This window comes from Rasiella rasia (assembly GCF_011044175.1).
GTDB lineage: Bacteria > Bacteroidota > Bacteroidia > Flavobacteriales > Flavobacteriaceae > Marinirhabdus > Marinirhabdus rasia.
Genome location: NZ_CP049057.1, coordinates 190404 through 204741 on the forward strand (window position 1 = coordinate 190404; position 14338 = coordinate 204741).

Annotated in this window: 11 protein-coding genes; 3 read left to right on the forward strand and 8 right to left on the reverse strand. The window is 38.0% G+C overall.

The features are described 5' to 3' along the window. Positions 1-28: 28 nt before the first annotated feature. Together G5B37_RS00915 and G5B37_RS00920 are read right to left on the reverse strand one after the other, a co-directional pair. Positions 29-1639 carry an FMN-binding glutamate synthase family protein gene (locus tag G5B37_RS00915; protein WP_164678171.1) on the reverse strand — a complete coding sequence of 537 codons (1611 nt, stop codon included), beginning with the start codon at positions 1637-1639 and terminating at the stop codon, positions 29-31. A gap of 61 nt (positions 1640-1700) precedes the next feature. Then, on the reverse strand, positions 1701-2981 hold the full coding sequence (locus G5B37_RS00920; protein WP_164678172.1) for an amidohydrolase: 1281 nt from the start codon (positions 2979-2981) through the stop codon (positions 1701-1703). 181 nt (positions 2982-3162) lie between these two features. Between G5B37_RS00920 and G5B37_RS00925 the strand changes: the two genes are divergently transcribed. Then, positions 3163-5481 carry an ATP-dependent helicase gene (locus tag G5B37_RS00925; RefSeq protein ID WP_164678173.1) on the forward strand — a complete coding sequence of 773 codons (2319 nt, stop codon included), beginning with the start codon at positions 3163-3165 and terminating at the stop codon, positions 5479-5481. A gap of 3 nt (positions 5482-5484) precedes the next feature. Here G5B37_RS00925 and G5B37_RS00930 read toward each other — a convergent pair whose 3' ends face one another. Then, positions 5485-6039: a thioredoxin family protein gene (locus G5B37_RS00930; RefSeq protein ID WP_164678174.1), complete on the reverse strand. Its 555-nt coding sequence runs from the start codon at positions 6037-6039 to the stop codon at positions 5485-5487. A gap of 167 nt (positions 6040-6206) precedes the next feature. Between G5B37_RS00930 and G5B37_RS00935 the strand changes: the two genes are divergently transcribed. Continuing rightward, positions 6207-6518, forward strand: a complete 312-nt coding sequence (locus tag G5B37_RS00935; RefSeq protein ID WP_164678175.1) for a phosphoribosylpyrophosphate synthetase — start codon at positions 6207-6209, stop codon at positions 6516-6518. Further along, positions 6511-6846, forward strand: coding sequence for a tRNA-binding protein (locus G5B37_RS00940; RefSeq protein ID WP_164678176.1), 336 nt, complete (start codon positions 6511-6513; stop codon positions 6844-6846). Before G5B37_RS00935 ends, G5B37_RS00940 begins: the two co-directional genes overlap by 8 nt. A gap of 934 nt (positions 6847-7780) precedes the next feature. Here the strand turns inward: G5B37_RS00940 and G5B37_RS00945 are convergent. The 5 genes from G5B37_RS00945 to G5B37_RS00965 all read right to left on the reverse strand — a co-directional run bounded on the left by G5B37_RS00945 (position 7781) and on the right by G5B37_RS00965 (position 14204). Then, a complete protein-coding gene (locus G5B37_RS00945) occupies positions 7781-9649 on the reverse strand; it encodes a mechanosensitive ion channel domain-containing protein (protein ID WP_164678177.1) in 1869 nt (622 codons plus the stop codon). 113 nt (positions 9650-9762) lie between these two features. Beyond that, positions 9763-11412 carry a SulP family inorganic anion transporter gene (locus tag G5B37_RS00950; protein WP_164678178.1) on the reverse strand — a complete coding sequence of 550 codons (1650 nt, stop codon included), beginning with the start codon at positions 11410-11412 and terminating at the stop codon, positions 9763-9765. A gap of 99 nt (positions 11413-11511) precedes the next feature. Then, on the reverse strand, positions 11512-12618 hold the full coding sequence (locus G5B37_RS00955; protein ID WP_164678179.1) for a peptidylprolyl isomerase: 1107 nt from the start codon (positions 12616-12618) through the stop codon (positions 11512-11514). A gap of 19 nt (positions 12619-12637) precedes the next feature. Further along, positions 12638-13189: a gliding motility-associated peptidyl-prolyl isomerase GldI gene (gene gldI, locus G5B37_RS00960; RefSeq protein ID WP_164678180.1), complete on the reverse strand. Its 552-nt coding sequence runs from the start codon at positions 13187-13189 to the stop codon at positions 12638-12640. Further along, positions 13182-14204 carry a DHH family phosphoesterase gene (locus tag G5B37_RS00965; RefSeq protein WP_164678181.1) on the reverse strand — a complete coding sequence of 341 codons (1023 nt, stop codon included), beginning with the start codon at positions 14202-14204 and terminating at the stop codon, positions 13182-13184. Before G5B37_RS00965 ends, gldI begins: the two co-directional genes overlap by 8 nt. Positions 14205-14338: the final 134 nt, after the last annotated feature.

Below are 14338 nucleotides of genomic sequence, written 5' to 3' on the forward strand. Positions count from 1 at the left end.
ATGGCATTTTTTTTATGCTTTCAAACTATTAATAACGTACTTCATCTTTATCCATTGCCTTTTGTACTTCTTTTTCTGCATCTGCAGGGATATAATTTCCGCCAAGGTGATTGCACGCAAGTAGCGATGCTACCCCTTGAAATGATACAGGCACTTTGTTATACCCAAAGGAAGCTGATAAGGGTTGAACTAAATTTTTATCACCAAGGCTAAACTCTACATCTTCCATGGTAAATTGGCAAGGATGCTCATAACCGCATGCGTGTGTCATCTCTAAGAGCTCTTTTCTAAAATTTTTGAAATAGTAATGGGTACGCCTTGCTTTATCTTCAATATTAATACCACGTTGCCTCCATTTACTCTGGGTAGCAACACCACTTGGGCATGTATTGTTATGACAAACTTGAGCTTGAATACATCCAACCGCCATCATCGCTTCTCTGGCTACGTTAATACAATCTACACCCATGGCAAATGCCATACTTGCGCGCGCTGGGAAACCTAATTTCCCGCTTCCTATGAATACAGTGCGTTCACATAAGTTATGGCGTTTAAAAATTTGATAAACATCAGAAAAACCAAAAACCCATGGTAACGCTACGTGATCTGCAAAACTTGGAGGTGCCGCTCCCGTACCCCCTTCACCACCATCTACGGTAATAAAATCGGGTCCCTTTTCTGTAGCTGCCATTTTTTTAGCGAGTTCTTCCCAATCTGATAATTTACCAATAGCGGCTTTAATCCCAACAGGAAGCCCAGTTGCATCTGCAATAGCTTCAACGAAATTAATAAGACCATCTACACCTTCAAAAGCCGAATGAGTAGGAGGTGAGAGTACATCTTTTCCTATGGGAACATGTCTAATGCTTGCTATTTCCGCAGTAATTTTAGAACCAGGAAGTACGCCGCCTTTACCAGGCTTAGCTCCTTGACTTAATTTTACCTCTATAGCTCTCACCTGCGGGTTCTCACGAACTAATGCTACCATTTTGTCCATAGAAAACTTTCCGTGGTCATCTCGAACGCCAAAGTAACCCGTGCCAAAATGAAAAACCACATCGCCCCCTTTTTTATGATAAGGTGACAATCCGCCTTCTCCAGTATTGTGATAGGCATGTGCTTGGTGGCAGCCACGATTTAAACTTTCAATAGCACGCGCAGAAAGAGAACCAAAACTCATAGCCGAAACATTGATTACAGATGCTGGTCTATATGGCTTTTTTCTCCTACCAGCACCCATCACTTTGGCACAGGGTAGAAAGTAAGGATCTTTTCTATTGGGATGGTCTTGAGCTACTTTAAACGGAAGCATGGCATTATTTATAAACACATAGTTAGGTTCGTAAAAATTACGATCACTACCAAATCCTTCGTAATTATTTTCATTTTTCGCAGAGGCATAAATCCAGCCTCTCTCAATGCGGTTAAACGGAAGTTCTTCTCTGTTGTTTGCCACAATGTATTGTCGTAGCTCTGGCCCAATGCTCTCTAAGAGGTATCTAAAATGGCCTACAATAGGAAAATTTCTAAGAATGGTGTGTTTTTTCTGAAAGAGATCGTACAACGCCACAATGACTAACACTAGAAGTGTCCAGCCCCACCAAGGTATATTTCCTAAAAATTCTAATATATTTTCCATAGATATCTTAAAATCCAAAAATTAAATCTCAAATTAGTATTCTTTAAAAGTCAGAAGATTTTTAATTCGCATTCAAATAGTCTATTGCAACCTGTGTCATTGTTTTAACCCCAAGCAGCATAGAACTGTCGTCAATTTTAAAGTCTGGCGTATGATGCGGATACGGAGTTGTGTTTCCTGGGGTCATTCCACCTAAGAAAAAGTAAAATCCAGGTACTTTCTCTTGAAAGAAGCTGAAATCTTCCCCACCTGTAGTAGCCTTCATTAATTTTACATTCGCCGCACCCGCTGTTTTTTCTAAGGTTGGTAACATTTGTGCAGTAAGCGCTGGGTCGTTGTAAGTAACTACCGTATTATTCTGCCAATCTATACTTGCTTCGCCACCATAGGCTTTTGCAATATCGCGGGCCATTTCGGTCATTCTTCTAATTATTAACTCACGCATTTGAGGGTCTAATGTTCGTACGGTACCAATCATTTCTGCAGATTCTGGAATGATATTAAATCGAACTCCGCTCGTAATCTTTCCTACGGTAATAACGGCAGCTTCTTGCACTAATGGCGATTCACGACTAATAATAGTCTGAAAACCATCGATAATTTTTGCTGAAATAAGAATAGGATCAACCCCTGTCCAAGGCGCAGAACCGTGCGTTTGTTTTCCTTTTACAGTAACCACAAAGCGCTCTACTGCTGCCATAGTGCCGCCTGGTTTATATCTAATGGTACCTACCGGAGTACCAGAGTTAATATGTAAACCGAAGATTGCGTCTACATTTGGGTTTTTTAAAACACCTTCTTTTACCATAAGTTTGGCACCACCTTCTTCTCCCGGAGGTGGTCCTTCTTCGGCAGGTTGAAAAATGAATTTTACCGTTCCGTTAATTTTGTCCTTGTTTTTTGAAAGTACCTCTGCAACACCCATTAATATAGCAATGTGAGTATCGTGGCCGCAAGCGTGCATCACTCCCGTTTCGTTTCCTAGAAACGTATCGATTTTTGTGCTTTTAAACGGGAGATCATTTCGTTCTGTAACAGGTAAGCCATCTATGTCTGCTCTTAAAGCAACAACTTTGCCTGGATTGTCACCTTTTAAAATGCCTACCACACCTGTGATTGCGATACCTGTTTGCACCTCCATACCTAAACTTTTAAGATGCTCTTCAATTTTTTTAGCGGTGTTAAATTCTCTGTTAGAGAGCTCTGGATTCTCATGAAAATAGTGCCGCCAGTCTATTACCTGACTTTCAATGGCATTAATGTCTTTTAAAAGTTTGCTATCCATTTGGGCATGCACGTTGATGGTAAGTAATAGCAGAAGGCAGTAAAGAATATATTTCATGATAGAAGTTTTATGGGCAACCGCAACTCGCAACTGCCTACTATAAGAGGGTTAAAGATATTCAAATTTGAAGAAATTGACAGAAGAAAGCGATGTTTATAATTTCTGAAAGTTTCAGCTAGTAAATCAGCGCAATTTCAGTATTTTTCATCTTTCGTTTAAACTTCAGATTACATACAAATTGCAAGATTATTTAGAACAATTAAATGACGCCCAGCGTGCACCTGTACTGCAGAAAGACGGGGCAATGATTGTTATCGCTGGTGCTGGTTCGGGAAAAACACGAGTGCTTACCTTTAGAATAGCCTACCTAATGAGTCAAGGAGTTGATTCTTTTAATATTCTAGCGCTCACTTTTACCAACAAGGCTGCGCGTGAGATGAAAAAGCGAATTTCTCAAATAGTTGGAACCAGCGAAGCCAAAAACCTTTGGATGGGGACTTTTCATAGTGTCTTCGCTAAAATTCTTCGTTTTGAGGCCGATAAATTAGGCTATCCCACCAACTTTACCATTTACGATACCCAAGACTCGCAAAGTGTTATTCGGGCTGTAATAAAAGAAATGAATCTAGATAAAGACGTGTATAAATATAAGCAGGTGTATTCGCGTATTTCTAGTTATAAGAATAGCCTAATTACAGTTAAGGCGTATTTTAATAATCCAGAGTTACAAGAGGCAGATGCTATGGCTAAGATGCCACGTTTAGGTGATATTTATAAGAGCTATGTAGAAAAATGTTTTAAAGCTGGCGCAATGGACTTTGATGATTTGTTGCTGAAAACCAACGAGCTTTTAACACGGTTCCCAGAGGTGTTGGCACGCTATCAGAATCGTTTTAGGTACATTTTGGTAGATGAGTATCAAGATACCAACCATAGTCAGTACCTTATAGTTCGTGCCCTTTCAGATCGCTTTCAGAACATTTGTGTAGTGGGAGATGATGCGCAGAGTATTTATGCCTTTCGCGGGGCGAATATTAATAATATTTTAAACTTTCAGAAAGATTACGACGACGTAAATGTATATAGACTCGAGCAGAATTATCGTTCTACCAAAAACATTGTAAATGCTGCTAATAGCATCATAGAAAAAAATAAAACCCGTCTCGATAAAATTGTTTGGACTGCTAACGACGAAGGTGCCAAAATCAAGGTGAATAGAACCATGACAGATGGTGATGAAGGTAGATTTGTTGCAAGCAATATTTTTGAAACTGCAATGAATGAACAGTCTAGCTTTGGAAATTTTGCTATTCTGTACAGAACCAATGCACAATCTCGTGCTATGGAAGATGCGCTTCGTAAAAAGGATATTCCTTACAGAATTTATGGCGGATTGAGCTTTTACCAGCGTAAAGAAATTAAAGATGTAATTTCTTATTTACGTCTTATTCTAAATCCGAAAGATGAAGAAGCATTAAAACGGGTAATCAATTATCCGGCGCGTGGCATAGGCCAAACGACAGTAGAAAAATTAACGGTAGCAGCCAATCATTACCAGAGGTCTATTTTTGAAGTGATGAAGGCTATTGATAAAATTGACTTAAAAATTAATAGTGGTACTAAAAATAAGCTACAGAATTTTACTACTATGATTGAGAGCTTTCAGGTAATCAATCAGAACTACGATGCGTTTCAAATAGCCGAACATGTAACCAAGAAGACAGGTCTGGTAACAGAGCTAAAAAAAGACGGAACGCCTGAAGGTATTGCTCGTATCGAAAACATAGAAGAGTTATTAAACGGGATGCGCGATTTTGTTGAAGAACAAAAAGAACTAGCCGATACTACAGGCTCTTTAGCAGAATTCCTTGAAGATGTGGCGTTGGCAACCGATTTAGATAATGACAAAGGCGATGAAGATCGAGTGGCGCTTATGACAGTACACTTGGCAAAGGGGCTAGAATTTCCGTATGTATATATAGTAGGAATGGAAGAAGAACTTTTTCCAAGTGGGATGAGTATGAGTACTCGAGCAGAATTGGAAGAAGAGCGTCGTTTGTTTTATGTAGCACTTACCCGAGCTGAAAAGCAAGCGTATTTAACCTATACGCAGAGTAGATACCGTTGGGGGAAATTAATAGATGCAGAACCTAGCAGATTTATTGAAGAGATTGACGCTAGTTTTTTAGAATATTTAACTCCCATTACCGAACATCGCTACAAACCCTTAATCGATGCCGATATATTTGAGGAAGTAGACCATAGCAAGTTGCGTTTAAAAAAACCAACTTCAGGAACACCGCCTAAAGGCCCAACCGAAGAACAACTTCGAAAGTTGAGAAGATTACGACCTGTTAAAAGTAGTGCGAGTAAAGATTTTAATCCTGCAGCATCCAACCTTGCCGTTGGCACCTTTGTGGAGCACGTACGTTTTGGGAAAGGTAAAATCACCAAGATTGAAGGCGTTGGAGCCGATACCAAAGCAGAAATTAATTTTGAAAATGGCGGCTTGAAAAAACTGCTTTTACGTTTTGCAAAGTTGAACGTATTAGACTAGCTCTTATTTCCACTTAATATTACAGCCCATGCTTGGCTTTTGTTCTTCGCGCTGCGGATGGTTATTCAATATATTGTCTATTGCTTCCCGAAGGTCTCGACCGTTTACCGGAATTCCGTTTCCGGGACGAGAATTGTCTAGTTGTCCACGATAAACAAGTTTAAGAGCATCGTCAAATAAGTAAAAATCGGGTGTGCACGCGGCATCGAATGCTTTGGCAACTTCTTGTGTTTCGTCAAATAGATACGGGAATGGGTAGTTTTCGTTTCTAGCCACGTCCCACATATATCTTGGGCCGTCTTGCGGGTATTTTTCTACATCATTACTACTAATGGCAACAAAACCAAAACCTGTTACGCGATAGTCGTTTGCAACACGTACTAATTCTTCATTTACATGTTTTACAAAAGGGCAGTGGTTGCATATAAACATGACTATAGTTCCCTTTTCGCCTTGTATTTCGGCTAGACTAACTGGTTTGTTGGTACTAGCATCTATAAGTGTAAAATCTGGAGCAACCGTGCCTAATGGCAACATGGTGGAAGGAGTTAAGGCCATAAAATATCTTTCTTTATTAGTAGAAAATTGGTTTGGTGTGTTACATACAAAGATACAATTCTACACGTTCTCTCTGTGTATACAGTATTGTTGTAATATATTAAAGGTTTTATAAAAATTTGAAAGTCTCTATTTGCCTATGTATCTTTAATGAAAACCAATGTATTATGGATCATGGATATAGTTCGCTTTCGGTAGCGATTGCACAATTACAAAAAGAAGGATATACCGAAGATTTTAATTTGGTAGAAGAAGGAATCGTGTCAAAAGGATTAAAACAAGAATGGAAAGCAGGAGACTGTGAAGTAGTTAGATACTTTCGGTTTGAGGGAATGACTGATCCTGGAGACAATTCTATATTATTTGCTATTGAGACTTCAGACGGAAGGAAAGGACTGCTTGTAGATAATTATAGTGCGGCTGGAACATACATTTCTGAAGAGATGCGTAAAAAACTTAAAATTACCCACGATGAGTGATTTATCTTGGCAAGATTTTGAAAAAGTAGAGATGCGAGTGGGTACCATTATAGAGGTCGCCAACTTTCCGGAAGCTAGAAATCCTTCATATAAGCTTAAAATTGATTTTGGTGCTGAAATAGGTGTGCTAAAATCATCTGCTCAGATTACTACCTTGTACACTAAGGAAGCACTGTTAGGGAGACAAATTGTGGCTGTCGTAAACTTTCCGAAGAAACAAATAGGACCATTTATGAGCGAGTGTTTACTTTTAGGCGCGGTTAACAACAAAGATGTAACCTTGCTGCACCCTGGACTTAAGGTAGAAAACGGACTTAGGATTTCTTAGCCAAATGCTACTTAGATTTTATTCTTCAAATACAAAATGTAAAATATTGATGAGGAAACTTGGCTAGAAGAATGTCTTTTATCAAAAAAATGTACATTTTAATCGAAATGACATTTTAACATTCTTATTGGCTCTTTTGTTTGATATACATTGTGGTCTGTTAAAGACTATCTGATGGGAGATACCTATTATGCTATTATAATATCAGTAATGTTAGTGATAGGTGGAGTGGCCGCAATATCAATTCTGGTAAAGTACAAAATTGAAAAAGCTAGAATTAACGGAACTGATATTTCCAAGAAAACATTCTTTCATAGAATAATTACAAAACTATTTATTAGGGAACACCCTCGCTAATTGCGCTACTTCCTTAACTTCTCACGGTAAATGCTAGTGCATTGTAGGTCTTTTATTAAGCTGAAATTTTATCGAATTACAACCTATTTAGTAGGTTTTGGCATGTAGCTACAACATGCTAAGATTGTTAAAATATGTTAAAATACTACTTTGTAATACATAGTACTGTAACAAAAATAAAAGTTAAGCGTCTCTTTAATATAACCCTTTAAAACTATTATTATGAGAACCTTAGACAGCGATGCATTAACATCGAGAGTAAAACAATCTAAAGCCTATGCTTGGAACAGTAAGAGACGTTACCGATAGATACGTAATCTCGAGCATCAATCAGCATTCAAAAAACGAAACCTATTATGACAACCTTATCAAAACTCTGGAGAGATCAGAAGGGCAGAGGCCCTGCTAGAAAATATCATGCAATTACTGATATGGTCTTTTCAAGCCAAGTGGGCGATCCGCTCTTAAAGAAACTAGATTATAGTATGATGTAATCTATTAAATTCATCAATCAAAAACGGAAGGCTGCATTCTCTTAATCACGGAATGCAGCTTTTTAATTTCATACGTTTTGATACTACTCCTTTTTATTCATAAAACGGAACGAAGGTGCTTTGTAGTCTTTTGGTAGGTAATTCTCGGGAATAGTTGTTGTATTACCATCTCTAGCAGCACGATAGTGTGGTGATAAAATTTCAATACCATTTTCGTTACAAACATCCTGAATGTTTTGATGTAGGTTGCTGTAAATAGCAGCTTGCTTATTTGCTTCACGAACGTAAGCATTAATTTGATATGCAACGTAGAAATCTTCTAAACTAGTTTGTAGTACAAAAGGTTCTGGGTTTTCCAACACCAAATCTGTTCTTTTGGCAGCTTCAATAAGCGTTTCATGCATTTTTTTCCAAGGAACGTCATATCCAATTGTCACGGTACTGTGAATGATTAATCCTTTTTCGGGTGCATCGCTACTATAATTTATAGTATGACTATTCATTACCGTACTATTTGGGATTGAGATAATTTCATTTTTAACTGTACGTACTCTAGTTACTAGCGATGATTTCTCAATTACATCACCTGTAACTTCTCCAATTTTTACACGGTCACCTATGGTAAATAATCGCATATAGGTAAGCACCAATCCGGCAATGATATTTGAAAGCGAACCCGCTGAACCAAACGTGAATAAGAACCCAAGAAAAACAGAAATCCCTTGAAATACAGGAGAATCACTTCCTGGAATGTACCTCCAAATAGACACAATCATAAAAGCAATGATAAGTACGCGTGCAATTTGGTATGTAGGATTTGCCCAATCTGGATAAAAACCATTGATTTTTAAATTTCCTTGTGCAATTTCATTTTTTAGAAAGTGTACACCCTTTAAAACGTACCTAAAAACAAATACAATTACTATTATGGTTATAAGGTTAGGGAGGTAGTCCCAAATGCTTGATAGAATAGACTTTACCGGGTTGAGTACATAGCCAAAAAGCGTGTCTGCAAAATTTCTAGTCCAAGGAAAGATACCAAACAGAATAGGTAAAGTGATGTAAATAGCAAAAAGAAGCGTAATCCATTTTAAAATTTTATTTAAGAATAAAAATGCACCAACCTGACGCTTTGCATCAAACAGAGTATACTCTTTAATTTTTACTCCTTTTATACGTTTATTTTCTTCCCCTTCAATTTTTTTAGCTGTCCACTGAAAGAATCGTGCGATATATTTTATGAGAAACCAGATAGCTACAAGTACTAGTAGTGCTAGTCCGATATTGATTAACAGGGTCCAAATACTTGTTTCTTCTTGATAGCGCAGTACTGCATCGCTAATCTTAGTTTTGTAGACGTTTGCTAACTCGGCTGTGGTTGTTTCTTCCCAAAGGGCGTCATTTTGAGAGATACTAATTACACTATCTTCTCCATACACCACATCAAATGTTGCTTCGGCTTCTACTATTTTTAGAGAATCAACACTGAAATCGCGGTTGTCTGGTAATCTTTTTATTCTAGTTGTTATTACCTCTGCACGTTCTTTGGCCGAAAAGCTTCCTAATTTTGTGTGAATTAGAAATAAGGTGTCATTAAAGAAGCCTATTACTGGGTGTCCTTTAGTGCTCTTTCTTAACGCGGCAATTTCTAATTTTTTCTGAAGGAGTAAAGCTTCTTCTTGCTGGTTAAGAGTGTTTATTTGTTGTTGAAGTTCGCTACGTTTATAGGTGTCATCAGTCTGTAATGAAGCAATTTGTTGCTGTAAGTCAACTTTCCGAATAGAATCTAAAAGCCTTTGTTTTTCGAGATCAGCGAGTTTTTTTTGAATATTTTTTTGCTGAATTTCAACCGAATCTGTTGTCTTTACAGCTGTTGAATCAGTTTGAGCGATGGCTGCGTTTAACGAAATTAAAGCGATACCTAAGATTAATTTACAAGCTAAATTCTTCATTTATAACTTTTTAAAAAGAGGACGAATGTAATATATAAAGACAGTGGTAAAACATATCAAATCATAAATATTTGATAAATTTATTAAAATGTATAGGGCTAGAAACTGCTAAGTTAAACTTCAGAATCCATCATGTCTGTTACTACGTGGTAGCGAGGGTCATCAATTGCGTCTTGAATAATGGTACTAAATTCTGGGTTCCATTTTAGAAGCATGGCTTTGCAATCTGGGCTAAGGTGTGTGAGCGTTACCTTTTTACCGCTGTCAATGTACTTATTTGCTAAGTTTCGTAAGGCTTCAACACCAGAATGATCTGAAATTTTAGATTCAATGAAATCTATTTCTACGTGTTTTGGATCTCCATTTACGTCAAATTTACTATTAAACGCCGTTGTAGATCCAAAGAATAAGGGCCCCCAGATTTCATATACCTTGGTGCCATCTTCTTTTATGTGTTTGCGTGCACGAATCATTGTAGCACTTTTCCATGCAAATGACAATGCGCTCATAATTACCCCAGCAATAACAGCAATCGCTAAATCTTGCCATACAGTTATGGCCGATACGGCAATTAATACAATAGCATCTGTTAAAGGAATTTTATTAAGAATTCTAAAGCTACTCCAAGCAAACGTACCAATCACTACCATAAACATTACCCCAACCAGTGCAGCAATAGGAATTTGCTCGATTAATGGCGCACCAAATAATACAAAGCAAAGCAACGCAACTGCGGCAATAGTACCCGAAAGCCTTCCACGTCCGCCAGAATTTATATTAATAATACTCTGACCAATCATTGCACATCCGCCCATACCGCCAAAGAGTCCGTTAAGAATATTTGCACCTCCTTGCGCTACACATTCACGGTTACCACTACCTCTTGTCTCGGTCATTTCATCTATAAGGCTTAAGGTCATTAGTGATTCTATTAAACCAATTGCAGCAAGAATAAAGGCATACGATAAAACTGTCCATATATTATCTTGTAGTGTGTAAAATAATGTGAAAATTTGATCTTGGAAGGTAGGCAGTCCGCCTTGTAGACCATCACCGCCACCATCTCTAATAAAAGAACCTACGGTGCTTACGTCAATCTTTCCGAAGATAACCAAGGCCGCTACAATTATAATAGCTGTAAGCGCGGCAGGTATTTTTTTTGTAAGCTTAGGCAGGCCGTACATTATGGCCATGGTTAGTGCAACTAGACCAAGCATAATCCAGAAGTCTTGATTGCTAAACAAAGCACTAAACCATTCTCCAGTATTGTTTACTATTGAAATTCCCTCTACTGCAACTTCAGGAAATAGACCTAATTGCGACTTAAATATCACAATGGCGAGACCATTCACAAAGCCCATCATTACAGGATGCGGAATTAAACGTACAAATTTACCCAAGCGAAGTACACCCGCTAATATTTGAATACCACCAACGGCAAGTAGGGTAATAAATAACCATTGTAAACCTAGGTTTTCTATTGGAGTGGCTAATGCTTCACCAACTTCGTTCCCTTTCGAAATAAGATGAACCATTACTACAGCCATGGCTCCAGTAGCACCAGATATCATTCCTGGGCGCCCACCAAATAGGGCTGTAATAATTCCCATCATAAATGCGCCATAGAGTCCCACTAATGGGTCTATTCCTGCAACAAATGCAAATGCAACTGCCTCTGGAACCAGCGCAAGTGCTACGGTTAATCCAGAAAGAATATCGTTCTTGGGATTCTGAGTAAAGTTCTTTATTGTTTTCTGCCACATAAGTATTCCCTTGAAAAAGCGGCAAATATACTTTTTAAATAAGGAAGAAGTTAATTTTAGGCATTAAAAAAGCCCCAAACTTGGGGCTTTTAAAAATTATTAGTTGGCTGGTCCAACGAGTTCGACTTCAAATACCAGATCGGTATTTCCTGGTATTCTAGCTCTTGGGTTTCCAGCTTCGCCATATCCTAGGTGTGACGGGATATACATGAGGGCTTTGTCACCAAATTTCATATCCAACAGTCCTTCTCTAAAACCAGCAATGAGCTGTGCTTCTGGACTATAATCTGTTGTTAATGGGTCGTATGGGTTTCTAGGGTTTAACACGTCATAGTCTATGGCTACATCCTTATAGGTAGTAAAGAAAAGGTCTCCATTAGTAAGGTAGCCTGTACAATGTACTAGTACTTTATCACCAATTGCTGGTTGTGGGCCATCACCTTTTTCAGTGTATAGCATTTTTAAACCAGAATCTAATTCGGTTGCTTCTCCCTTTTTGGCTACAAACATCTGAGCTTTATCACTCTTCATTTTGTTCATTTGTTCAAGCTTCGCTTTTTCTTCAGCTTCAATATCGGCCATTTTATCGCTAAAGTTCATCACTTTCTGATTTCCTTTATTGATAATATTTACCTCCTGCATGATGACATCGTCAATAGGTTTGTCGCCAGGTTTTGTCACCGGAACTAAGCTAATTGCTTCTACAATGTCGTATCCAATTACAATCTCTCCAAAAACAGAATGCTTGCCATCTAGCCACGGTGTAGGCTTTACAGTCACAAAAAACTGACTTCCATTGTTATCAGGACCTCCATTGGCCATTGATAAAATTCCGGGTCTGTCGTGTTTTAGTGTATCTACAAATTCATCTGGGAATACATATCCTGGGTTCCCCATTCCACTTGCCAAAGGATCTCCTCCTTGAATCATAAAGTCTTTCATGACACGGTGAAAGGTAAGTCCGTTAAAGTAAGGCTTTCCTTTATAGGTAGAATCTACCATTTCATTTTTCCCTTCAGCTAACCCTACGAAGTTTGCCACTGTAAGTGGTGTTTCTTCGTTATATAGTTTTGCTACGAAAGTTCCTTTATTCGTAATAAATTCGGCATAAACTCCATCTCCTAATTCTGGATACTTGTCTTCACAAGCTGTCATGGTTACTGCCAAGGTTAAAATAACAAGGGCATAAAGCGATATTTTTTTCATCTTTTAATCAAATTTTGTTTTAGTTATTCTCTGTTGTTTCAATCGATTTTAAGGTCACTGTACTTTGAATAGGTGTATTTGTGGCAAGTTTTTCTTCTATACCATAATATCCGTATGCTTTGTACGATGGAAATATAAAGGTAATTGTCTCACCTTCCTTCATTAACTTAAGCCCATCTCTAATTCCTGAAATAAGCTCTTGATTGCTTTCATCTATCTTATAGTGTTGCAGTCCATTATCAGCTTCAGTTAGAATGGTAGCGCCTTTAAGGTCTTTCACATTATACGTAAATGTCACTACGTCTCCTTTTTTTGGCACCGCAGTTGCTAACGTGTCTTTACTATTGTAGAAATACCAAAAGCCATTAGGAGACGATTCAAATTCTGTATCTGGGCTTTGAGCGATAAGTTGCGTAATAAATGCCTCTTCTTTTTGGTACAATTCTTTGTTTCTCTCGGCAGATTTTTTAATAAAACTCCCTGAAAAGCGCTGTTCGGGCCTGCGTGCTTCTGGACTTTTACAAGATACCACAAGCATGAGCAATAGTAGGACGTAAGAAAATTTATGCATTGGTATTCAGGGCATTTTTATAGTTCGGCAATATACTAATAAATTCAGTAACGGTTTCTTGCAACGATTTGTTGCTTCTGCCCCCAGCGGCATTTGTGTGCCCTCCACCGTTGTAATGAGTTCGTGCAAATTCATTTACCGAAAAGGCACCTTTACTTCTGAATGAAATTTTTACAATAGCATCTTGCTTGCTTTCAATAAAAATCACAGCAAATTTAACCCCCAATACAGAAAGTGCATAGTTTACAAACCCTTCTGTATCGCCCTTTTTAAAATTATTACTGTCTAATTCTTCTTGAGAAAGCGTAATGTATGCTGCGTTATAAGGCTCTAAGATCTTCATGTTTTGCAAGGCAAGACCAAGAAGTCTTAATCGGTCTGGAGTATTTGTGTCGTAAATATTTTCATGAATTTGAGTGCCATTAGCACCGGCCTCCATGAGATGCGCAATTACCTTATGGGTAGTAGGAGAGGTGGCCGGAAACCGAAAGCTTCCTGTGTCGGTCATGATTCCTGTGTATAGATTTGTTGCCATAGACGGAGACAAAAGTTCCAATCCGTCTAATCCTGCTATAAAATGATAGACCATTTCGGCAGTAGAGCTCATACGTACATCACTATATGTAACGGCGGCGTACGCTCCTGGCGCTTGATGGTGATCTATCATCACAAAAGTAGCTTGACATGATTCTAAGGCACCTTGCATTTCTCCTACACGATCTAAAGCGTTAAAGTCTAATGTACAAACTATATTGGCTGCAGTTAGATGGGCTTCTGCTGTTTCTTTTTGTTTATCGTAGATGATGATATCTTGACATCCAGGCATCCATTTTAAAAAATCTGGGAAGTCATTTGGCATGATAACCTGCGTTTTATGCCCAAGCTGATCTAAAAATTGAGAAAGAGCTAAACATGAACCTATTGCGTCTCCGTCAGGATTTTTATGTCCTACAATAACAATTTGTTTGGAGGTGTTAAGGAGTTGTTTTACTTGATGCGCCAATTCATTTTTCATAGAATGCGAAGATACGATTTATCCTTTTTCTAAGACTTATAATTCAATTTCATATAAAAAGCCATTATTAAACAATTGTTAAGCACTTGTCATTGTGTATTAAATACCTATTTTTGCCAAAATTTTAAAAACCT